20 protein-coding genes are annotated in these 23,083 nt (G+C 51.0%); 15 read left to right on the top strand and 5 right to left on the bottom strand.

Annotated features, from left to right (window positions below):
• Window positions 1-4: 4 nt before the first annotated feature.
• The 9 genes from uca to OH773_RS22375 all read left to right on the top strand — a co-directional run bounded on the left by uca (window position 5) and on the right by OH773_RS22375 (window position 12,344).
• Window positions 5-3,625, top strand: coding sequence for an urea carboxylase (gene uca / locus OH773_RS11010; protein ID WP_270138561.1), 3,621 nt, complete (start codon window positions 5-7; stop codon window positions 3,623-3,625).
• A gap of 96 nt (window positions 3,626-3,721) precedes the next feature.
• Window positions 3,722-4,993, top strand: coding sequence for an urea ABC transporter substrate-binding protein (gene urtA, locus OH773_RS11005; RefSeq protein ID WP_270138559.1), 1,272 nt, complete (start codon window positions 3,722-3,724; stop codon window positions 4,991-4,993).
• 108 nt (window positions 4,994-5,101) lie between these two features.
• Window positions 5,102-6,667: an urea ABC transporter permease subunit UrtB gene (urtB, locus tag OH773_RS11000; RefSeq protein WP_270138557.1), complete on the top strand. Its 1,566-nt coding sequence runs from the start codon at window positions 5,102-5,104 to the stop codon at window positions 6,665-6,667.
• Complete coding sequence (urtC, locus tag OH773_RS10995; protein ID WP_270138555.1) at window positions 6,667-7,740, top strand: urea ABC transporter permease subunit UrtC; 1,074 nt, start codon at window positions 6,667-6,669, stop codon at window positions 7,738-7,740. Before urtB ends, urtC begins: the two co-directional genes overlap by 1 nt.
• Window positions 7,740-8,537: an urea ABC transporter ATP-binding protein UrtD gene (gene urtD, locus OH773_RS10990; RefSeq protein ID WP_270138553.1), complete on the top strand. Its 798-nt coding sequence runs from the start codon at window positions 7,740-7,742 to the stop codon at window positions 8,535-8,537. Before urtC ends, urtD begins: the two co-directional genes overlap by 1 nt.
• A gap of 109 nt (window positions 8,538-8,646) precedes the next feature.
• The gene (gene urtE / locus OH773_RS10985) at window positions 8,647-9,345 is read left to right on the top strand and encodes an urea ABC transporter ATP-binding subunit UrtE (RefSeq protein WP_270138551.1); all 699 of its coding nucleotides are present in this window, start codon (window positions 8,647-8,649) and stop codon (window positions 9,343-9,345) included.
• 81 nt (window positions 9,346-9,426) lie between these two features.
• On the top strand, window positions 9,427-10,263 hold the full coding sequence (locus OH773_RS10980) for a hypothetical protein (protein ID WP_270138549.1): 837 nt from the start codon (window positions 9,427-9,429) through the stop codon (window positions 10,261-10,263).
• Window positions 10,244-11,014 (top strand): hypothetical protein, encoded by a 771-nt coding sequence (locus tag OH773_RS10975; protein ID WP_270138547.1) that lies wholly within the window; start codon window positions 10,244-10,246, stop codon window positions 11,012-11,014. Before OH773_RS10980 ends, OH773_RS10975 begins: the two co-directional genes overlap by 20 nt.
• A gap of 151 nt (window positions 11,015-11,165) precedes the next feature.
• Window positions 11,166-12,344, top strand: a complete 1,179-nt coding sequence (locus OH773_RS22375; RefSeq protein ID WP_333482162.1) for a GNAT family N-acetyltransferase — start codon at window positions 11,166-11,168, stop codon at window positions 12,342-12,344.
• Window positions 12,345-12,389: 45 nt separating this feature from the next.
• On the opposite strand, the gene ydeE is transcribed toward OH773_RS22375, so the two are convergent.
• Window positions 12,390-13,592, bottom strand: a complete 1,203-nt coding sequence (gene ydeE, locus OH773_RS10960) for an efflux MFS transporter YdeE (protein WP_270138544.1) — start codon at window positions 13,590-13,592, stop codon at window positions 12,390-12,392.
• 189 nt (window positions 13,593-13,781) lie between these two features.
• Between ydeE and eamA the strand changes: the two genes are divergently transcribed.
• Window positions 13,782-14,675, top strand: coding sequence for an O-acetylserine/cysteine exporter (eamA, locus tag OH773_RS10955; RefSeq protein ID WP_270138542.1), 894 nt, complete (start codon window positions 13,782-13,784; stop codon window positions 14,673-14,675).
• Between the two features lie 42 nt (window positions 14,676-14,717).
• Here eamA and marB read toward each other — a convergent pair whose 3' ends face one another.
• The 3 genes from marB to marR are packed head-to-tail and all read right to left on the bottom strand — an operon-like array spanning window position 14,718 to window position 15,809.
• On the bottom strand, window positions 14,718-14,927 hold the full coding sequence (gene marB, locus OH773_RS10950; RefSeq protein ID WP_270138539.1) for a multiple antibiotic resistance regulatory protein MarB: 210 nt from the start codon (window positions 14,925-14,927) through the stop codon (window positions 14,718-14,720).
• Window positions 14,928-14,979: 52 nt separating this feature from the next.
• Window positions 14,980-15,354 (bottom strand): MDR efflux pump AcrAB transcriptional activator MarA, encoded by a 375-nt coding sequence (gene marA, locus OH773_RS10945; protein ID WP_183269196.1) that lies wholly within the window; start codon window positions 15,352-15,354, stop codon window positions 14,980-14,982.
• Window positions 15,355-15,368: 14 nt separating this feature from the next.
• Window positions 15,369-15,809, bottom strand: a complete 441-nt coding sequence (marR, locus tag OH773_RS10940) for a multiple antibiotic resistance transcriptional regulator MarR (protein ID WP_183269197.1) — start codon at window positions 15,807-15,809, stop codon at window positions 15,369-15,371.
• Between the two features lie 198 nt (window positions 15,810-16,007).
• On the opposite strand from marR, the gene OH773_RS10935 reads away from it, so the two are divergent.
• Window positions 16,008-16,679 (top strand): MarC family NAAT transporter, encoded by a 672-nt coding sequence (locus OH773_RS10935; RefSeq protein WP_270138535.1) that lies wholly within the window; start codon window positions 16,008-16,010, stop codon window positions 16,677-16,679.
• 61 nt (window positions 16,680-16,740) lie between these two features.
• On the opposite strand, the gene OH773_RS10930 is transcribed toward OH773_RS10935, so the two are convergent.
• Complete coding sequence (locus OH773_RS10930; protein WP_270145641.1) at window positions 16,741-17,937, bottom strand: sugar transporter; 1,197 nt, start codon at window positions 17,935-17,937, stop codon at window positions 16,741-16,743.
• Window positions 17,938-18,102: 165 nt separating this feature from the next.
• Here OH773_RS10930 and OH773_RS10925 point away from each other — a divergent pair, with 165 nt between their 5' ends.
• The 4 genes from OH773_RS10925 (at window position 18,103) to OH773_RS10910 (ending at window position 23,075) form a co-directional block, all read left to right on the top strand.
• On the top strand, window positions 18,103-18,900 hold the full coding sequence (locus OH773_RS10925) for a PhzF family phenazine biosynthesis protein (protein WP_270145639.1): 798 nt from the start codon (window positions 18,103-18,105) through the stop codon (window positions 18,898-18,900).
• A gap of 74 nt (window positions 18,901-18,974) precedes the next feature.
• Window positions 18,975-19,901, top strand: a complete 927-nt coding sequence (glsB, locus tag OH773_RS10920; RefSeq protein ID WP_270145637.1) for a glutaminase B — start codon at window positions 18,975-18,977, stop codon at window positions 19,899-19,901.
• A 148-nt stretch (window positions 19,902-20,049) separates the two neighbouring features.
• Window positions 20,050-21,477, top strand: a complete 1,428-nt coding sequence (locus OH773_RS10915; protein ID WP_270145634.1) for a sensor domain-containing diguanylate cyclase — start codon at window positions 20,050-20,052, stop codon at window positions 21,475-21,477.
• A 146-nt stretch (window positions 21,478-21,623) separates the two neighbouring features.
• Complete coding sequence (locus OH773_RS10910; RefSeq protein WP_270145632.1) at window positions 21,624-23,075, top strand: tagaturonate reductase; 1,452 nt, start codon at window positions 21,624-21,626, stop codon at window positions 23,073-23,075.
• Window positions 23,076-23,083 lie beyond the last annotated feature (8 nt).

The following is a 23,083-nucleotide window of genomic DNA, read 5'->3' as shown; positions in this document are numbered from 1 at the left end:
AATTATGTTGAGCTCGGTATTGATAGCAAACCGCGGTGAAATCGCCGTTCGCGCCATTAAAACGTTGAAGAAAATGGGCATCGCCAGCGTAGCGGTTTATTCCGAACCGGACGCCAACGCTCAGCATGTGGTGGATGCCGACATCGCCATCGCGCTGGGTGGCGAAAGGGCGGCGGAAAGCTATCTCGACATCGAAAAGATTATTGCAGCAGCAAAAGCCAGCGGCGCACAGGCGATATTTCCAGGCTACGGGTTTTTATCTGAACGCGCCGAGTTTGCGCAAGCCTGTGAGGACAATGGCCTGGTTTTCATCGGCCCGACCGCCGAGCAAATCCGTGATTTTGGCCTGAAACATCGCGCACGCGAACTGGCGTTTAAAGCCAACGTGCCGATGACGCCGGGCACGGGCCTGTTGCAGACACTCAAAGAGGCGCAGCTCGCGGCGGCGGAAATCGGTTATCCAGTGATGCTGAAAACCACCGCGGGCGGCGGGGGAATTGGGCTAACGCGCTGTGAAGATGAAGCAAGCTTGATTGACGCCTGGTCGAGCGTAAAACGTATGGGGCAGCAGTTTTTCAGCGATGATGGCGTGTTTATCGAGCGTTTTGTCGATCGTGCCCGTCATCTCGAAGTCCAAATTTTTGGCGACGGTAAAGGCAAAGTGGTGGCGTTAGGGGAACGCGATTGTTCCCTGCAACGCCGCAACCAAAAAGTCGTTGAAGAAACTCCGGCCCCCAACTTGCCGCAGGCCACTCGCGAAGCGATTCATGCCGCTGCGGTTGCGCTCGGCGAATCGGTGAATTATCGCAGCGCGGGAACGGTTGAGTTTATTTACGATGCCGCGCGTGACGCTTTCTATTTCCTCGAAGTGAATACCCGGTTGCAGGTGGAGCATCCGGTGACTGAAATTGTCACCGGGCTGGATCTTATCGAGTGCATGGTGAATGTTGCCTCGGGCGTGACTCCTGACTGGCAGCGCATGGTGCAGCCGCCGAAAGGCGCGTCCATTGAAGTGCGCATTTATGCTGAAGATGCGCTGAAAAACTTCCAGCCGAGTCCCGGCGTGTTGACGGATGTGTGCTTCCCGGACGATGTTCGCGTCGATGGTTGGGTGACGACCGGCAGCGAAGTCAGCGCATTCTACGATCCGTTGATCGCCAAAGTGATCGTTTATGGCGAAGACCGCCAGCAGGCGTTAAGTAAACTGAACACGGCACTGGCGGCCACGCGTTTGCATGGTATCGCCACCAATCTGGATTACCTGCGTCAAATCGTACAGCTGGCGGAATTTAAAGCCGGAGTCATGTGGACACGTTTACTGGACAGCGTTGTCTATCAGGCGCATGCCATTGAGGTGCTGGACCCCGGAACCTGGAGTAGCGTGCAGGATAGCCCTGGTCGTCTGGGTTATTGGGACATTGGCGTGCCACCCTCCGGCCCAATGGACGACTTTGCCTTCCGCCTGGCAAACCGCATTGTCGGCAACCATCCGTCAGCCGCCGGGCTTGAATTTACTCTGCAAGGGCCGACACTTCGTTTCCACAGTGACGCGATTATCGCTTTAACCGGGGCTGATTGCCCGGCAACACTTGATGATGAGGTGGTTGCGTACTGGCAGCCGATTATCGTTAAAGCGGAGCAGACACTGACGCTGGGGCGCGCGACTTCCGGTTGTCGTACCTATCTGGCGGTGCGTAACGGGCTGGATGTGCCAGTTTATCTCGGCAGCCGTTCGACGTTTGCCCTTGGACAGTTTGGTGGTCATGCGGGGCGAACGTTACGCGTGGCGGATGTTCTGGCGATTTCCCAACCTTGTTTACCAGCCTGCACCACACCGGCACCGATTTCGTTGCCGCAAACGCCAGAGCCTGCGGTTATCCCGCAATACAGCGATGTCTGGGAAATTGGCGTGTTGTACGGGCCGCACGGCGCGCCGGACTTCTTTACCCCAGAATCCATGCAGACTTTTTTTGATGCCGAGTGGCAGGTTCACTACAACTCAAACCGCCTTGGCGTGCGTCTGGTTGGCCCGAAACCTGCGTGGACACGTGCTGACGGCGGCGAAGCTGGGCTGCATCCTTCGAACGTTCACGACTGTGAATACGCGATTGGCGCGGTGAATTTTACCGGCGATTTTCCTGTGATCCTGACGCGCGATGGCCCAAGCCTGGGCGGGTTCGTTTGCCCGGTGACGATCGCCAAAGCGGAGCTTTGGAAAGTCGGGCAGGTGAAGCCTGGCGACCGCATCCGTTTCCATGCGATTACGTTTGAACACGCTCAGTCGCTGGAAATCGCCCAGGACGTGGCGGTCACTAATTTGCTGCACGTTCTGACGTTGCCGGATTTGCATCCGTCAATTACGCCAGGGACCACTTCAAGTGCGGCAATCCTCGCAGAATTAGCCGCGGCTGGCGGTTTGCCCGCCGTGGTTTATCGCCAGGCGGGTGATAACTACGTGTTGATTGAGTACGGCGACAATGTGCTGGATTTGGCCCTGCGCCTGCGGATTTATCTGCTGATGAAAGCGATTCAAAAGAGCGCGGTGTCGGGCATTGAAGAGCTTTCCCCTGGAGTTAGATCGCTTCAGGTGCGTTATGACAGCCAGCATATTTCGCAGGCGCAACTGCTGACGTTACTGCTGAGCCTGGAAAAGCAGTTGGGGGATGTCACCCAACTCAAAATTCCATCGCGTATTGTCCATTTGCCTATGGCTTTTGAAGACAGCGCTACGCTTGCCGCCGTTGAGCGTTACAAAGAAACGGTACGCGCCGATGCGCCGTGGTTGCCGAATAACGTCGATTTCATTCAACGTACCAATGGGTTAGCCAACCGCGACGAAGTAAAACGGATCATCTTCGACGCCAGCTATTTGATTCTCGGGTTGGGGGACGTCTATCTCGGCGCGCCATGCGCTGTGCCTCTTGACCCACGCCACCGTCTACTCAGCTCTAAATACAACCCGGCCCGTACCTGGACTGCCGAAGGCACCGTCGGCATTGGCGGTATGTACATGTGCATCTACGGCATGGATTCACCCGGCGGATACCAGTTAGTCGGGCGCACGTTGCCGATCTGGAACACTTTCCTCAAGAACGATCAGTTTGGTGATGAACCCTGGCTGCTGAAGTTCTTCGACCAGGTGCGTTTCTATCCGGTGACAGAAATGGAGCTAACCGAGTTCCGCAGCGCCTTCCGCGAAGGACGCGCACAAGTGCGCGTTGAAGAAGTGGAGTTCGATTTCGTCGAATACCAGCAATTCCTTGACGATAACGCCGATGACATCGCGGATTTCCGCGTCCGTCAGAAACGGGCGTTTGACAGCGAAGTGGCGCTCTGGAAAGAGCAGGAAAGTGCTGCTGTTGAGAGCGCGATGCTTGCGGGACAAGAGGTGATTGAAGATCAGGAAGGCCATCTGGTGAGTGCCGATCTGAACGGCAATATCTGGAAGATTCTTGTTGAACCAGGACAAGTCGTGAAGCAGGGCGAGCCGCTGATTGTGGTTGAAGCCATGAAGATGGAGCTGATGGTCGCGGCACCCTGCGACGGCACCGTTATCCGCATCAGTTGCCAACAGGGTCGTCCGGTTGGGCCAGGTGATGCGTTGTTGTGGTTGGACGCGGTGTGAGGCCGAACATTGGACGCCCTCATCCCAGCCTTCTCCCCCAGGAGAAGGAGAAAACCTTAATTCTATGAAAACAAACCATTATCAGGAGTCAGGCTTATGCAACGTCGTACTTTCATTAAAGTTTTTGCGCTGTCCGCGTCTGTAATCAGCATGGGTTTGGCTTTCAATGCGCAGGCTGCCGACACGATTAAAGTGGGCATCATGCACTCGCTGTCCGGCACCATGGCTATCTCGGAAACGCCGCTCAAAGATGTAGCGTTGATGACCATCGCTGACATTAACGCCAAAGGCGGTGTATTGGGGAAACAGCTTGAACCGGTGGTGGTTGACCCAGCCTCTAACTGGCCGCTGTTTGCTGAAAAAGCACGCCAGTTATTAAGCCAGGATAAAGCGGCGGTGGTGTTCGGCTGTTGGACTTCGGTATCGCGCAAATCGGTGTTGCCGGTCTTTGAAGAGCTGAACGGACTGCTGTTCTATCCGGTGCAATACGAAGGCGAAGAGATGTCGCCAAACGTGTTCTATACCGGTGCGGCTCCTAATCAGCAGGCAATCCCGGCGGTGGAATACCTGATGAGCGAAGACGGCGGGGCGGCGAAACGCTACTTCCTGTTGGGCACGGATTACGTTTATCCGCGCACCACCAACAAAATCCTGCGAGCGTTCCTGCATTCCAAAGGGGTGCAGGATAAAGATATCGAAGAAGTTTATACCCCGTTTGGTTACAGCGATTACCAGACCATCGTTGCCAATATCAAGAAGTTCTCCGCAGGCGGTAAAACAGCGGTGATCTCAACTATCAATGGCGATTCCAACGTGCCTTTCTACAAGGAGCTGGCAAACCAAGGCCTGAAAGCGACTGATGTGCCCGTGGTGGCGTTCTCAGTGGGTGAAGAAGAGCTACGTGGCATCGACACCAAACCGTTAGTCGGCAACCTGGCTGCGTGGAACTACTTCGAGTCGGTCGAAAACCCAACCAACAAAGCGTTTGTCGCCGAGTGGAAGGCGTATGCCAAAGCGCACAAGCTGCCGAACGCTGACACGGTGGTCACTAATGACCCGATGGAAGCGACTTATGTCGGGATTCATATGTGGGCGCAAGCGGTGGAAAAAGCAGGAACCACGGATGTCGACAAAGTCCGTGCGGCGATGGCAGGGCAAACCTTCAAAGCTCCGTCTGGCTTTACGTTAACCATGGATGCCACCAACCACCATCTGCATAAACCGGTGATGATTGGCGAAATCGAAGGTAACGGTCAGTTCAATGTGGTGTGGCAGACCGATGCACCGGTCCGCGCGCAGCCATGGAGCCCGTTCATCACAGGCAACGACAATAAGTCTGACGAACCGGTGAAAATGGCGAGTAATTAAGTCTGAACCATCCTCATCCCAGCCTTCTCCCTGAGGGAGAAGGAGAATTCTGGTTTCCCCTCTCCTTTGGGAGAGGGTTGGGGTGAGGGGAAACCAAAGGAGACGCCCATGAAACTTGCACGCTGGCTGTTTTTCATCGCCTGGCTGCTGCCGTTTTTCGCCCGCGCCGGAGAGGCTGAAGATTTTGCGGCGGCAAACCGCACGCAGCAGGCCAAACTACTGCAAAGCTGGGCGAAAGCACCGGATGCAAAGCGCCTCCCACTGCTTAGCTCGCTTGCGCAAGAAAGCCTGGTGATTGACCCACAGCATCATGCTTTTTTGCAAAATGGCATGACGCTGACGCCGTTGGGTGAAGTCAAGACGCCAATGGGTGAGGTGAAAAAGGTCCGTCTGACTAACCGTCTGCGCATTCTGGCAGGCAGCGCACTTGCCAGTCATCAATTGATAAGTGACAACGTCACTCAGCGTTTGCAAGCAGCGCAGGCGTTACAGCGCGATGCACAACCCGATCTCCTGCCGCTTTTAGAACAAAGGATTAATGTCGAAAGAAACGACGATGTGCGCACGGCTTTAGAAGGTGCGATTGCCCGCCTCCAGCTCGCAAGCCTTGATGCCAACGTGCGCCTGAATGCGGTGGAATTACTGAGTCATTCAACGGATCCCGATACCCAGGCGCTGTTAAAACCGCTGACCGACGCGCAATCCGAACCCGATGTGCAGGTTCGCAAAGCCGCCACCGAAGGGCTGCAAAAAATCCAGCATCGTTTAATGCTTGGCGAGATCCTTGGGCAGGCATTTATGGGGCTTTCGCTAGGGTCAATTTTGCTGCTAGCCGCACTGGGCCTTGCGATCACCTACGGTTTGCTCGGCGTTATCAATATGGCGCATGGCGAAATGTTGATGTTGGGAGCGTATTCCGCATGGCTGGTGCAAACCGCATTCCAGCAGTACGCCCCGGCGTGGCTAACGATATACCCGATTGTGGCGCTGCCCGTCGCATTTACGATTACAGCGGGGATTGGCATGGCGCTTGAACGCACCGTGATTCGCCATCTTTATGGTCGCCCGCTGGAAACGCTGCTGGCAACCTGGGGAATTAGCCTGATGCTTATCCAGATAGTTCGCATGATCTTTGGTGCGCAAAACATGGAAGTGGCGAATCCCGCGTGGCTTTCTGGTGGCGTGCAGGTATTGCCAAACCTGATTTTGCCGTGGAACCGCCTGGTGGTGATTGGCTTCGTGATGCTGGTGTTGCTGTTTACCTGGTTGCTACTGAATAAAACCCGTCTGGGAATGAATGTGCGAGCTGTCACGCAAAACCGCGCGATGGCCGCCTGTTGCGGTGTGCCAACCGGACGCGTGGATATGCTGGCGTTTGGCCTTGGTTCCGGGATTGCCGGGCTTGGCGGTGTGGCGCTTTCCCAACTCGGCAACGTCGGGCCGGAACTTGGGCAAGGTTACATCATTGATTCCTTCCTGGTGGTGGTGCTGGGCGGTGTTGGGCAACTGGCGGGCACGGTCGCCGCAGCCTTCGGATTGGGTATCTTTAACAAGATACTGGAACCGCAAATTGGTGCGGTGCTGGGCAAAATCCTCATCCTTGTGCTGATCATTCTGTTTATCCAGAAGCGACCTCAAGGCCTGTTCGCGCTGAAAGGGAGGGTTATCGACTGATGAGCCAACCGCTGACGTTAACCCTGACCCGCAAAGCGCCGCGAATATCTGCCGTGCTGGGGTCGCTAATTGTGGTGTTGATGCTGACATTGCCCTTTCTGACGCTACTGCCCGCCAGCCATCAGCTGAGCCTTTCGACTTACACGTTGACGCTGATCGGCAAAATCTTATGCTACGCGGTGGTCGCCATTGCGCTGGATTTAGTGTGGGGATATGCCGGTTTGCTTTCTCTTGGCCACGGTATTTTCTTCGCCCTCGGCGGTTATGCGATGGGCATGTACCTGATGCGCCAGGCCGCAGGTGACGGGCTTCCCGCGTTTATGTCGTTTCTTTCCTGGGATCAACTGCCGTGGTTCTGGTGGGGAACACAACATTTTGCCTGGGCGCTGGCGTTGATTGTGCTGGTGCCGGGTTTGCTGGCTTTGGTGTTCGGCTTCTTCGCGTTTCGCTCAAAAATCAAAGGGGTTTACTTCTCGATTATGACCCAGGCGTTGACCTACGCCGGAATGTTGCTGTTCTTTCGTAACGAAACGGGCTTTGGCGGCAATAACGGGTTTACCGGATTTACCACGATGCTGGGCATGCCCATTACGGCGACGAGCACGCGTATTGGTTTGTTTATCGCCACGGTTTTATTGCTGATCGCAAGCCTGGGGGTTGGGTTTGCTCTGGCGCGCAGCAAGTTTGGCCGCGTGCTCACCGCCGTGCGCGATGCTGAAAACCGCCTGGTGTTTTGTGGGTACGACCCGCGTGGTTTCAAACTGCTGGTGTGGACGTTGTCCGCCGTGCTATGCGGCCTGGCGGGTGCGTTGTATGTGCCGCAGGTGGGCATTATCAACCCTGGCGAAATGTCACCGACCAACTCCATCGAAGCGGCAATCTGGGTGGCACTGGGCGGGCGCGGTACGTTGATCGGCCCGATCCTCGGCGCGGGTTTAGTTAACGGCGCGAAAAGCTACTTCACCATGGCGGTGCCGGAGTACTGGCAGCTTTTTCTGGGGCTGATATTTATCGTCGTTACGCTGTTTTTGCCGCGTGGCGTGATTGGTCTGCTGCGTAAGGGAGAAAAATAATGCAACCCGGCGAACCGCTTTTTACCCGGCAACATGAAGCAGACCGTTATCGTGACCAAACCGATCCGGTACTGATGCTGGAAAACATTAATGTCAGTTTTGATGGCTTCAAGGCGCTAACGGATTTGTCGCTCAATATCGGCGTCGGTGAGCTGCGCTGCGTGATTGGCCCGAATGGTGCCGGGAAAACCACGCTGATGGATGTGATTACCGGCAAAACCAGGCCACAAAGTGGCAGGGCGTTTTATGATCAATCGACCGACCTTATGCGTCTGGAACCTGCTGAGATCGCCAAACGCGGCATTGGGCGAAAATTCCAAAAACCCACAGTTTTTGAGGCACTGACGGTGTTCGAGAATCTGGAAATTGCGCAGAAAGCTGATAAATCCGTGTGGGCGAGCCTGCGGGCAAAACTCAATTCTGAACAGCGCGACCGTATTGATGAAATGCTCACCACTTTGCGCCTCGGCGCTGAACGTCATCGCAAAGCCGGTTTGCTTTCTCACGGGCAAAAACAGTTTCTGGAAATCGGTATGTTGCTGGTCCAGGAGCCGCATTTACTGTTGCTGGATGAACCGGCGGCAGGGATGACGGATGCGGAAACGGAGTATACCGCCGAGCTGTTTCGCGGTCTGGCAGGCAAGCATTCGTTGATGGTGGTGGAACACGATATGGGTTTTGTGGAAACCATTGCCGACCACGTGACGGTGCTGCATCAGGGGCAGGTGCTGGCTCAAGGATCGCTGCGTGAAGTGCAGGCCAATGAGCAGGTGATTGAGGTTTATCTGGGGCGTTAATTTTATCGGTGAGGGCGTTGATGCCCTCACCCTAACCCTCTCCCACAGGAGAGGGAATCGATCTATTTCCCCCTCTCCCTCAGGGAGAGGGCCGGGGTGAGGGTAATGTATGCTTACAGTCAACGATCTAAATCAATACTACGGCGGCAGCCATATTCTGCGCGGTGTCTCCTTTGACGCCAAAATCGGCGAAGTCACTTGCCTGCTGGGGCGCAACGGGGTTGGCAAAAGCACCTTACTGAAATCCCTGATGGGGCTGATCCCTGCAAAATCAGGCAGTGTTAACTGGCAGCAAAACAACATCACCAACCGCAAACCGCACCAGCGTGTACAGGCGGGGATTGCGTATGTTCCGCAAGGGCGAGAGATCTTCCCGCGTCTGACGGTGGAAGAAAACTTGTTGATGGGGCTTTCACGGTTTGCCGGGCGGGATGCTAAGTCGGTGCCAGAGGAGGTCTATCAACTTTTCCCGGTGCTAAAAGAGATGAAACAACGACGCGGTGGCGACCTCTCCGGTGGGCAGCAACAGCAACTGGCAATAGGCCGGGCGCTGGCCTGTAAGCCGCAATTATTGATTCTGGATGAGCCAACCGAAGGAATTCAACCCTCGGTGATTAAGGAGATCGGTCAGGTTATTGGTCAATTAGCCGCAAAGGGGGATATGGCAATTTTGTTGGTTGAACAGTTTTATGATTTTGCCGCTGATCTTGCCGACAACTATTTAGTGATGTCTCGGGGAGTTATTATCCAGCGCGGGGTTGGGGCGAATATGGAAACCGATGGGGTTAGGGGGTTGGTGGCGATTTAGTTTAATAAATTGCTTTATGTTCTCTCTGGCGTAATATCGTTCCGGTATTTTATATCAGTTATATTTACAGGGAGAGCAGTTTTGAAGGAATCTATTCATGTAATAAATGGTAAGAGCTATACTTTTACAACAATCGCTAATAAAACCCATCTGATATTTAAATCAAAGATGCGCCCAGCATCAGAAAACCATGTTGAAGTCTGTACTTTCCCGAACTGTAAAATCATCACGAGAAGTACGGGCGAGATTCTTTTTGCACTGAAGATAAATAGAGAGGCTGGAGACCAGTTCGAGATTCTTACCGCACAACAGCTTTATGACCACTATGCCTGGCAGTGGTTTGAACCATTGGCGGATAATTACCATGAGCTTATCTATTTGAATGAAGGGCCAGAAACACATACTGCCTATAAGCATTTTAGCTGGCAGGATATAGTGGATTTTTCTGAGGTGGATAGACCTTCATATCAATTCTATAAGGAGCAGGAAGGCGATTGGAAGCATAATTCGTCAGGGGGGGATGGTTACTTAATGGTGACCGTAAATGGATACCCTTACTGGACTGATGCTGTTGGGCAAATCCCCTACGCTGTTGATACATTTAGAAGTCTCCATAATGTTAGTGATGTGGTTGAGACAGGAATGACTTTTGCTACAACAAAACCAGCTGATCTTCTAGCAGGGAAAAGAGATATGACCAGTTCGTATGATAATTTTTTTGTACTTCGCGGTGCCATCTATGCAAGTAAGCGATTCAGTTATCAGCGTACGAACTATACGTCTTCGGTCAATATGGAAAATGGAAGGCAGATAATTCTTCAAGATACTACCGAGATAATGCACGAGATTGACGCCGAATGTCTGAGTAATGCAATAACTCAGCAGGAATTGGATTTATATGGTAAATGGGTTAAATAAGATGGTCAAAATTATATTGAGATCATTGTCACTTCTTGGCTTTTTTGGAATGATGTTTTTAGTTCAGTTGTTATTTTCTTTCTATGCTTTCCCTTTGGTTACAGATGATTTATCCAGGCATTTTTCATTTTATTTTTTATCCTCGCTGTGTTTTTCCTTGTTATTTATCGTAACTATTATTTTGACTCGAGATTTGAAATGCTTGATTCTGCCGAGTCTGGCTACACCTGCATTCATTTTCCTTGTTGGTGGTGATGTTTTTTTTCGAGCAATTATACCTTTAGCTGTTACTCTTTTTTTTGAATATAATACTCTTGCCGAAAAACGATGTGATAACTTTATTTTGAAATATTTAAGTGAGTATTTTAGCATTCATCAGGATGACTATAAGATAATCCTCTTTGTATTGAGGTTAACCTGGGGTTTTATTTTTGCAGTATTAAATTATTTTTCATTTAAAATTATGTATTGGATGTATGTCGATTATTTTTCGGTTAAAAAATGGGATCTATTTACCGGGTTGACGGTACATTTTTCAAGTTTGTATATCAGTATTGCATTAATTGTTTGCAGTATATGCAATTGGAAAGTTACTTTTTTTATAGCGCCGTTGATTCTTATGTGCATATATTACTCCATGTATGATTGTTATCCTTTAAAAGCTCTTCTTACTGTAGGTTTGGGATTGTTTTATTTTATTAACATGCAAATAATCAAAACCCTATATCAACATAAATTCAACAAACTTTAGAGTTGTTAAAAGATCGCTCAGTTTGTCATCGTTTGACACATGATTTTCATCTTATGGACCATAAAATCAGATGTTTTATGGTCCTTTTTGTTATGCCATGAGTTAGTTATATTCAGGTAACTTATTGCTATTGCGCCCATGGAGGCCTGAATTGACTGGCATAACTAATGAATTTCAGCAACCTATCGGCAATGCACTACCGAACTGGCAGCCTTGTCCTCGCCCTGAACGCATCGTCTTGCAAGGTAAATACTGCCGTCTTGAACCGCTCACCAACGACCATACCGATTCCTTATGGGCTGCATGGAGCACTGCGGAAGACTCTCGCGGGTGGACGTATTTGGGCGTTGGGCCATTTGGTGAACAGCAGCAATTTGCCGATTTCATTCACACCATCGCACAGAGCAAAGACCCGCTGCACTATGCGGTCATCGACGAGTTAACGGGTAAGGCGGTCGGCACATTGGCATTAATGCGCATCGACCCAGCAAATGGCGTGGTTGAAGTCGGTTTCGCGATGTACTCCCCGCGGTTGCAACGAACCGTTCAGGCGACGGAAGCTCATTACCTCTTGATGAAATATGCTTTTGGGTTGGGATATCGTCGTTACGAGTGGAAATGCGACAGTCTGAATGCGCCATCGCGCCACGCGGCCATTCGTCTTGGGTTCCGTTATGAGGGATTGTTCCGTCAGGCGGTGGTGTATAAACAACGAAGCCGCGATACCGCGTGGTTTTCGATTCTTGATAGCGAATGGCCGACGACAGAGCAGGCATTCGAACGCTGGCTATCGGTTGAGAATATGCCTGATGGCGTGCAGAAACACGGATTGTCTCAGATTCGTGAGAGCCTCGTGTCTGTGCAGGCACCTGCAGCCCGACAAAAAGTGCAGGTGAGAGCACTGGATATGAGCGATGACGCGGCGTGGGGTGTTTTATGGCAAGGGTATTTATCGTTCTATAATACTCAGCTCAGCGATGCGCAAAGCCTGCTCACCTGGCAACGCATGTGTGATCCTGCTGAGCCGATGTTTGCATTGGGGGCGTTTGACGAGCAGGGTAAAATGCTCGGATTTACCCATATGGTTTACCACCGTGGGACCTGGTCGGCGGACGATCATTGCTATCTTGAGGATCTGTTTACCGCCCCAGAATCACGCGGCAAAGGTGTTGGACGCGCGCTGATTGAAGCGGTGTATCAGCATGCTCAAGCGAGAGGTTCTCAACGGGTGTACTGGCATACTCATGAAACTAATGCGGCGGGTCAGGCGTTATATGACAAGTTAGCGGATAAGTCTGGGTTTATTCAGTATCAGAAAGCCGTGAAATAGTATTGTCGGGTGGATTCGCGTCGCGACATCCACCACGATATCCTGCTAGGCCATAACCCGTTGCGGTTTTACGGCAATTCCTTTCACAACCATGAGATACGCCAGCAAAATCGCCACCATCAGCACCACAAAAAGCATAAATGGAGGCATCCAGGTCAACATTAACCCCGTGAAAAGCGGGTTACATGCGCCGCCTAACCACCCCAGTTGCTGCGCGGAGAAGTAGCTCGCTTTCAGTCCTGGCGGTGCGATGTTATCGACCAGCATATATTCACCCGGTGCGAAGATAAGCTCGCCAATGGTAAACACCGCGGCCGATACCCCCCATAAAAGCAGGTTGTCGCCCGAAATCATAAAGCCTGCCAGTCCTGCCATAAAAAATAGCGTGCCGTAAAACATCAGCTTTTGGATGTTGTCCGGGCGAATGCGTTTGCCAACCATATACTGGAAAACCACCACCACAAACGCGTTGACCGGAAGGACTACGCCGACCACTTTTTGCGCCAAATCTGAATCTGAGATAGCAATGGCATATTGCGATAAACAGGCGGCAAAAGAGCCAAAAACTAATGAGCCAAGAAATGCCGATAAGGTGAAATACATCAGCGCCTTATCTTTGAGCATCAGGCTTGGAGAAAGCCTGGTGCTGCTGCTTTGCTGTATTTCACTCACCGGCACGCTGTGTACATAACGGCTAATGACGATAAACGGAATGATCGCCGTCAGGCCGGATAACCAGAATGGCAGGTTCGTGCTGTAGAGCACGGCCAGCGTGCCAATCGGCGGGCCAACCGTCCAACCGATATTGGCGAAGGTGTAGTTGAGAGAGAAGATTTTGGGTTTCTGATGAATTTCCAGCGTGCCGGAGAAATAGCCCTTTAGCACTGTCGCAAAGACCGAATAGGCGCAGTTAATGAGCGAGTAAAACACCACCACCAAAATGGCATTACTGACCAGAGGGATCGCCACAAATCCACCGAGGAAAATAACGATCGCCAGCAGCATGTATTTCTTCTTATCGAACCTGTCCGCCAGGATACCAAACCACAGACTGAAGACGACCCCAGTGGTGAGCGCAAGGGTTAACGCCATACCAATTTCGGTGAGTGGCATGTTGTAGTTGCGGGAAAGGTAAATGGTCATGAAAGGTAGCGTCAGACCACGACCCACCGTAAGCAGCAGGGAGGAAATCAGTAATACGCTGATAGAGAGTTGCTTGCCAGAAAAGCGCGATATTAAAGAAACCATTTTATCGTTTGTTTTTATTAATGATTAATCGGGGGAACTCAGATTTATCATGAAGATTTGGCAAAGTATAGATGCAGTTTTTCAGGTGTTGCTTTCTGTACTGAAGCTTAAATGTGTCATCTGTATCTATTCACGCTGCTGATTTAGCTTTAAGTTTTAACAAAAATGCAATAACTACGGGGAAGCAAAATGACGCGTAAAGATGGACTGCTGGCGATGCTCGTCGTCGTGGTGTGGGGGCTGAATTTTGTCGTGATTAAAATGGGGCTGCATAATATGCCGCCGTTGTTGTTGGCTGGCTTGCGTTTCCTGCTGGTTGCGTTCCCCGCGTTACTGTTTGTCGCCCGTCCGAAAATTCCCTTTCGCTTACTGGCCGCATACGGGCTGACGATAAGCTTTGGGCAGTTTGCGTTTTTGTTTAGCGCCATTAAGTTTGGCATGCCTGCCGGCCTTGCTTCGCTGGTGCTTCAGGCGCAGGCATTCTTCACTATTATCCTGGGGGCGTGTGTCTTTAAAGAACGTCTGCAAGGAAAGCAATTAGCGGGAATTACCCTTGCCGTTATAGGCGTGCTGGTACTGATTGAGGGCAGTCTGGGGGGGCAACATGTGGTGTTGCTCGGCTTTATGCTGACGCTGGCTGCGGCGCTCAGTTGGGCATGCGGTAATATCTTCAATAAGAAAATTATGCAGCTTGATGCGCGCCCACCGATTATGTCTTTGGTGGTGTGGAGTGCGTTAATTCCTGTGCTGCCATTCTTTGCCGCCAGTCTCTTATTCGATGGCCCATCTTTGATGTGGCAAAGCCTGGTTGCCATTGATATGACGACCATGTTGTCGTTGGTCTACCTGGCGTTTGTGGCAACGATTGTGGGCTATGGGATTTGGGGAAGTTTACTGGGACGATACGAAACCTGGCGTGTTGCGCCACTTTCGTTACTGGTGCCGGTGGTTGGGATGGCGAGTGCCGCATGGCTTTTGGACGAAACGCTTTCTCTGACACAGTTAGCGGGGGCGTTGCTGATTATGGGCGGCTTGTATATTAACGTCTTTGGTTTGCGGGTACGCAGGACGGTAGTGAGTTGATACTGGCGGGGTCCCTAAGAAGATCCCGCCATGTCGCGACAATCAGTTACTGCTAACTTGATAGTAGGGTGTGCCCAGCCATTCTGACTTTTCACCCATCATGTTGCTGTTGTCGCCAGCGTTTTCAGCGGCAGGGATAATCATGTTGCCCTGATTCGCTTGTGTGGCACTGAATTGGCTCGATTGCTCTGCCAGAGCATTAGCGGAGGCCAGAAGTAAAATCAGGCTCGCGGTCGAGATAAAACGTTTCATAAATCCTCGGTGTCTGAATCAACAGACGGTTGCATAGCATTTGTTAATCATATTAATGATTTAGCGGATGAATATATTTTCCTTCACCACCTGAACACGCAACGCGGAATCGGTGAGGTGGTACAGAAAAATAATTCTTAAACGTGCGGGTGAGTGTCTGTTGTGACTCAAACCCGTATTGTTCTGCTAAATAGAGAATCGGCTCGTCACTTTGTTTCAGTTTGAGAGCGATCTCGGTCAATTTGCGATTGCGGATGTATTGGCCTAATGAATGGCCGGTTTCTTTTTTAAACATCCTTTGCAGGTGCCACTTTGAGTAGCCTGAACGCTGCGAAACCTTCTCAAGCGAAAGAGGGTTTTCCAGGTTCTCTTCTATCCAGTCCAAAATACTTTGAATTGTTACTGAATCATTGTTCCGTCTGGACATGGTTTCACCACTTATCAGGTTTGCGGCAAGACTTTTGTCAGGAGTTGATAAAGCATATCCACTTCGTCTGCCTTTAGGTTTTTAGTCAGTTCTTGATGCAGGTTTTGTCCCACCAGCTGGTGGCATTTCTCACACAACGTTTTCCCTTCGGGAGTCAGCCGTATCAGTACGCCACGTTTATCATTGGGATTCGGTAAGCGTTCGACCCATCCTTTGCACAACAGGCGGTCTAACATGCGCGTTAGCGCACCGAGGTCGACTGACAACGCTTTTTTCAGTTCCACTGGTTGTACGCAGGCTTCGCAATAAATGGTGCACAACACCTTAAATTGCGTAGCGGTAATATCCAGTGGGGAGAGATGCTCGTTGAGCAGGCGGTCTTTATGCTGGTTAACCATGTGGATCAGTCTTCCGAGGGGAATAACTTCGTTAAACAGATCGTTTGTATTTTTCACTATGATTGCCCAGGCAAGTATATTTAATCACGGTGGATATTATTGCTCAGGCAAGCATAAGTCAACGTGATGAATCGGTGATGCCACAAATTGCTAAAACGGTTCAGTTTTAACATTAAGACGCATCCTTTAACGAAAGTCGCCAGGGTTGACTGCTATACTCAGCAACGCATAAGCAACCGACGTTAAGGACTAAAGATGGTGGAGTTATTTAAGGCCGTAGGGTTGGGGCTGGTGGTGTTATTACCACTGGCTAACCCATTGACTACGGTAGCATTGTTCCTTGGTCTCGCCGGAGATATGAACAAAAAGGCCCGTGATAAAACTGCGTTAATGGCGTCAGTCAACGTATTCATTATCATGATGGTCGCGTATTACGCAGGGCAGGTTGTAATGAATACCTTCGGTATTTCCATCCCTGGTTTGCGTATTGCGGGTGGGCTGATTGTTGCCTTCATTGGTTTTCGCATGTTGTTCCCGCAACAAAAAGCACATGAATCATTGGAAGCAAACACCAAAGCTCAGGAAATGGAAGAAGAACCGGATACCAACATTGCCTTTGTACCTCTCGCCATGCCTAGCACTGCGGGGCCTGGTACCATCGCAATGATCATCAGTTCATCGTCGACCATTGAACACGGTGTCGATTTTGCCAATTGGGTTGTGCTGGTGGCCCCACCATTAATTTTTGCTCTGGTGGGGATAATCTTGTGGGGGAGTTTACGCAGTTCAGGCGCGATTATGCGTATGGTGGGGAAAAGCGGCATTGAAGCCATTTCCCGCCTGATGGGGTTCTTACTGGTTTGTATGGGCGTGCAGTTTATTATTAACGGCATTTTGGAAATTATTACTCATTTCCCAGCCAGTTAATCAGTCGTCTATGTAAGGAAAGGGATGTCGGGTGAGCGTTGCGCCACCCGACATCGCTACATTAACTGTGCTGCGGTTTTTCTTCTAACGACACCGGCCAGCGGCGGAAGATTAACACTGAGCCGATAAGCGCAACCAGGGCAGGAACCGCACCGACCAGACCGATACTGGACATATCAAAATGCAAACTCACCTGATTACCCACCAATGCCCCCGCGCCAATCCCGATATTAAAAATCCCCGAGAATAACGCCATTGATACATCGGTTGCGTCTGGTGCCAGCGCCAGGACTTTTACCTGCATACCAAGGGTGATAACCATGATCGCAATTCCCCAGAACAGGCATAACAACGTGAGATAAGTGGTACTTTGCGCAGCAGGAAGCAGTAACGCCAGACATAGCACTAATAAACCGATTGAGCCACTGACGAGCGTGGATGAGTGCCGATTTCCCAATTTACCAAACATCACGCTGCCAATAATCCCCGCACAGCCCAACACCAACAGCAGGAAGGTGGCCATCGTGGCGCTTAACCCCGCGACGGTTTGCACAAACGGCTCAATGTAGCTGTAAGCGGTGTAATGCGCGGTAACGACCACCGCAACTAATACGTATAAGCTGACTAACGCGGGGCGCTTGAAAAGCAGCGGTAAACTTTTTAGCGAACCCGAATGTTCGCTCGGCAGTTTAGGCAGCAGTTTCATCACGCAGAACAGCGTGATAGCCGCGATAACGCCAATGGCGAAGAAGGTGGTGCGCCAGCCGAAATATTGACCGACAACGCGACCCAGCGGCAAACCCAGCACCATCGCAAGTGCTGTGCCGGTGGCAATCAAACTCAGCGCCTGCGCTTTTTTGCCTGCGGGTGCCATACGAATCGCCAGGGACGCGGTAATCGACCAGAAAATCGCGTGGGCAAAGGCGATACCGATGCGGCTAATCACCAACACGGTAAAACTCCAGGCCACAAAAGAGAGCACGTGGCTTGCGATAAACAAGATAAAAATGCTGATTAGTAGCCGCTTTCGTTCGACCTGGCTGGTCAAGAGCATAAAGGGCAGGGACATCAGCGCCACGACCCAGGCGTAGATAGTCAGCATGATCCCGACTTGCGCGGTTTGCATGCCGAAACTGTCAGCGATGTCTGACAGTAAACCGACTGGGACAAATTCCGTGGTGTTAAAAATAAAGGCCGCGACTGCGAGCGTAAAGACGCGTAACCACGCCGTTTTGCGTGAGACGTTGCTTATGGTCATAAATGGGGTTCGCGCTGGTCAGTAAAAGTGTGGAGAGGTGGCGATCATAAAACCATCGATCCGGGTGTACAACCGGTATTGTGATTTATGTCTCATTTAATTCTCCTGACAGCCTGCGATCTCGTGGCATGGTAGAGGCCATAGGTATGACTGAGGGAAGATGCGATGCAGCAAATTGATTTTTATATGGTCGATGCTTTTACGGATACCACGTTTGGTGGCAATGCAGCGGCGGTTTGCCCGCTGACAGAATGGTTACCTGATGAAACTTTGCTGGCGATGACGCGACAGCATAATCAGTCGGAAACGGCTTTTTTTATCACCACGGATGACGGTTTCGAGCTGCGTTGGTTTACGACGCAAGGGGAAGTTAACTTGTGCGGCCATGCAACACTTGCCACCGCGCACGTGATCTTTGAGTATCTGAATTACCCGGAAACCACGATTCATTTCGCTACGCGTTTTGTGGGCGCACTGACTGTCACACGCAATGGTGACTGGCTAACGCTTGATTTTCCTGCCACAAGCAGTGAACCGGTATCGCCGCCACAAGTGTTGCTCGATTCCCTGGGTATCAGTGATTATCAGGAAGTGCGGCTGGGGCGCACATATACCGTCGTGCTTGAGACTCAACAACAGGTTGAAGCGATAAAACCTGATATCTCGCTGATGCTCCAACTGAATCAGAAAGTCTGCATCACGGCACCGGCAGATGAGGAGGGCTATGACTTCGTCAGCCGTTTCTTCTCACCCGCGTCGTCGATAACGGAAGATCCCGTCACGGGCTCCACGCATACCATGCTTATTCCTTATTGGGCGAAAAAACTGGGGAAAACGCAGCTGCTCGCTCGCCAGGTTTCCCAACGCGGCGGCGATTTGCGCTGCCAGCTCGTGGGCGACAGAGTGCTTATTGGCGGAAAAGCTGTCACCTATCTGGTAGGGAAAGTGTTGCTGCGCGGTTGATGGCTAACAGTGCCGCCGCGAGCTGCGTCTGATATACTGGCGGGCGTAAAATACCCACCATTCAGGAGTTTGCAGTGCCAGGACTGTTAGATAATCAATTGCTCGAAGATATTCTGGCGCAGGTTCGGCCACTCATTGGTCAAGGTAAAGTCGCTGATTACATTCCGGCACTGGCTGAAGTTCCTGGCAATAAACTGGGAATTTCAGTTTGTACGGTCGGCGGCGAAGTGTTCAGCGCCGGGGATGCGGCAGAGCGGTTCTCCATTCAATCCATTTCAAAAGTGCTGAGCCTGACGCTTGCCATGGCGCGTTATGATGAGCACGAAATCTGGGCGCGCGTGGGTAAAGAGCCTTCAGGGCAACCCTTCAATTCATTACTCCAGCTGGAACTTGAGCAAGGCAAACCTCGTAACCCGTTTATTAACGCCGGGGCGTTGGTGGTGTGTGACATGTTGCAAAGCCGTCTGAGTGCGCCGAAACAGCGAATGCTGGAAGTGGTGCGGGCCATCGCGGAACAGCCCGATCTGGCCTACGACTCTCGCGTGGCGAAATCAGAGTTTGAACATTCGGCGCGTAATGCGGCCATCGCCTGGCTGATGAAATCATTCGGTAATTTTGATAACGACGTCATTACCGTCCTGCAGAATTATTTCCACTATTGCGCACTGAAAATGAGTTGCAATGAACTGGCGAAGACTTTCCTGTTTCTGGCCAATCAGGGGCGCGCGTTGCACCTTGATGCGCCAATTATCACGGCTCAACAGGCCCGACAAATCAATGCGCTGATGGTCACCAGCGGGATGTACGATGGTGCCGGTGAGTTTGCGTATCGGGTCGGTATGCCGGGTAAATCAGGGGTTGGGGGAGGTATTATCGCCATCGTTCCGCAGGAGATGTCGATCGCGGTTTGGTGCCCGGAATTGGATACCTCGGGTAACTCATTAGCCGGAACTGCCGCCCTTGAAATTCTGGCCCAACGGATTGGCCGTTCTATTTTTTAAATCATTACGGAAGTGGCGCATTGACCCGGTCGACGGCAGGTTGTCCCTGATTTAATATGCTAGACTTGGTTTTATTTTTTGCGCTTCTCCTGAATCCATATGTGTAAATTCTTTACGCAGTACATGCATAATCATGAGTCAAAACAGCATGTCCAATCAAAATTACGTTAAGTTATTTTCGCCAGATAAATATTTGTTTAACGCCGTTATTATTTTTGTCATTACCACTTTGTTCTATTTTTTTGGCGCGTCGCTTCGTCTGATTGACGAGCTGTCGCTGTTCTGGCCGCTCAACGCGGTGCTGGCGGCGTTGTTTGTGCGCAACCGGCCCGTGTATTATTTTGTCTGCTATAGCGCCATGGTGGTTTACGACGCTTTTACCACACATTGGGGATGGCAATCGGCGATAATAAACTTATCGAATATGGTATTTATTATTGTCGTTGCGCGATTATTACTGCGCTATTCCAGGACACAAGATGAAAGCAATTGGGCGCTCAATGCGTTTAATCTTTTTTATACCTGTTTGATTGGATCAATTCTCAGTTCTTTATTAGGTTCGATAGGTTCCACTGGGCCATCGTCAGATTACCGTCAATTCCTTTCGTTATTTACTGACTGGTTTGGCGAGCAATTCTCGACAGGCGTTTTGATGATGCCGTTCTTGCTGATGGCAACATGGCCGCAGTGGAAGGCATTGCCCGACTTCCATCTGTCTAAAATTTATCCTCTGCTGGGTGTTATTGTTTCGGTTATCGCGTCTGTGGTCATCGGCGGCGCGGGTAGCCTGGCGTTTCCGTTGCCCGCCCTTATCTGGTGTGCGATTCGTTATCCCTTGCCCGTCACCGCGTTGGTAACATTGTTAACCGGTGGAGTGGAGATAATTTTACTGGCCAACTCCATCATCGCTATTAACCCGAATATGCCGTTGGTGGTGAACGAGATGTTCTCCGCACGTCTGGGGATTGCCACCATGGCGATTTGCCCGCTGATTGTTTCCGTCAGCGTAGATGCGATTAATCGGCTTATTAAACAGACTTCGCTGCGAGCCGATTATGACTATCTCACGGGGATTTACTCCCGTTCAGGTCTTTATGAAGCGCTGAAAAACAAAGCGCCACTGATGCATCAACCCAATCAAAAACTCTGCGTCATGTTGCTGGATATTGATTACTTCAAACGTATAAATGATAACTATGGTCACGAATGTGGTGACATTGTGTTGGCCGCGTTTGCCAGGCGCTTATCGCAAACGGTGGGCAACGAAGGGCTGGTGGCCCGTCTTGGCGGCGAAGAGTTTGTGGTGGCGTGTAGCACCCGCTCCGAAGAAGAAGGTTATGCATTCGCCGAGCAAATTCGTAAGGATATTGAGCTTACGGCGTTTCGTTACCAGCAACAAACTCTGTTTATCACTGTTAGTATTGGTCTTGCGGCAACCTCGACGGAAAACCAGACGCTGCTGGATACGTTTAACTCGCAACTCGTACAAGCCGATAAGTATCTGTATTTGTCTAAGCGTAATGGGCGCAATCAGACCAGCATGGCGTCGCTAACCGAGTGCGTCATCAATAATTAGCCAGAATGAGACGATAGTTGTTGTACCAAAAAGAATTGGTATAACAACTCTTGTTTGATCAAAACGGGGTTTCACTTCTTTGAGTTCTGATAGTTTGGTCAGGATATTTGTGGTCGTTCATCCTGTACACACCAAGGAACAACATAGTGAAAACACTTAATCGTCATGATTTCCCTGGCGCTCAATATCCAGAACGTATTATCCAGTTTGGTGAAGGCAACTTCCTGCGTGCTTTCATCGACTGGCAAGTCGATTTACTCAATGAACATACGGACTTAAATGCGGGCGTGGTTATCGTTCGCCCGATAGACAGCGCATTCCCGCCGTCGTTATCCACTCAGGATGGGCTTTACACCACGATTATCCGTGGCCTGAACGAGCAGGGCGAAGCGGTAAGCGACGCGCGTCTGATTCGTTCAGTGAACAGAGAGATCAACGTCTACCAAGAGTACGAAACCTTCCTGAAACTGGCGCATAACCCAGAGATGCGTTTTGTCTTCTCCAATACCACCGAAGCGGGTATCAGCTACCACGCGGGCGATAAATTTGAAGATGCGCCAGCGGTAAGCTATCCGGCAAAATTGACCCGTTTACTGTTCGAACGTTTCAGCCACTTCAACGGTGCTGCTGACAAAGGTTGGGTGATCATTCCTTGCGAACTCATCGACTATAACGGTGATGCGCTACAAGAACTTGTTCTGCGTTACGCGCAAGAATGGGAACTGCCAACCGCCTTCACTCAATGGCTGAACGACGCCAACACATTTTGTTCAACGCTGGTAGACCGTATTGTTACGGGTTATCCGCGTGATGAAGCCGCCGATATCGAAAAATCTTTGGGTTACAAAGATAGCTTCCTGGCGGCAGCGGAACACTTCTACCTGTTCGTTATTCAGGGGCCGGCATCGCTTGCGCAAGAGTTGCGTCTGGATAAATTCCCGCTGAACGTGCTGATCGTTGACGACATCAAACCGTATAAAGAGCGCAAAGTTGCGATTCTGAACGGTGCTCATACCGCTCTGGTTCCGGTTGCGTATCTGGCTGGTTTAAACACCGTTGGCGAATCGATGAACGACGCTGAAGTTTGCGCTTTTGTTGAAAAAACCATTGCTGAAGAGATCATTCCGGTACTGGATTTGCCGCGTGATGAATTGCAGTCATTCGCCCAGGCCGTCACCAGCCGTTTCCAGAACCCGTATATTCAGCACCAGTTGCTGTCTATCGCGCTCAATGGCATGACCAAATTCCGCACCCGTATTCTGCCGCAACTGTTGGCGGGCCAGCAGGTGAATGGGGTGTTGCCTCCGCGTCTGACTTTCGCCCTGGCAGCGCTGATTGCGTTCTATAAAGGCGAGCGTAACAACGAAAGCTATCCTTTACAGGATGATGAGCATTGGTTAGTGCGTTATCAGCAGCTGTGGACGCAACTTGGCGATAAGCAAATCACCGAACAACAGTTAGTTGAAACCGTATTGAGTGACAGCGATCACTGGGGCCAGGATTTGACTCAGGTTGCGGGTCTGGTGGCTAAAGTGAGCGAAGATCTTAAGACCATTTTGAACCAGGGTATGCGCGCGGCGGTTGCTCGATACTGCTAAGCGATACG

Source organism: Buttiauxella sp. WJP83 (assembly GCF_027594725.1).
In the GTDB taxonomy this organism is placed as follows: Bacteria; Pseudomonadota; Gammaproteobacteria; order Enterobacterales; family Enterobacteriaceae; genus Buttiauxella; species Buttiauxella selenatireducens.
This window is presented reverse-complemented; position numbering and strand designations above follow the sequence as displayed.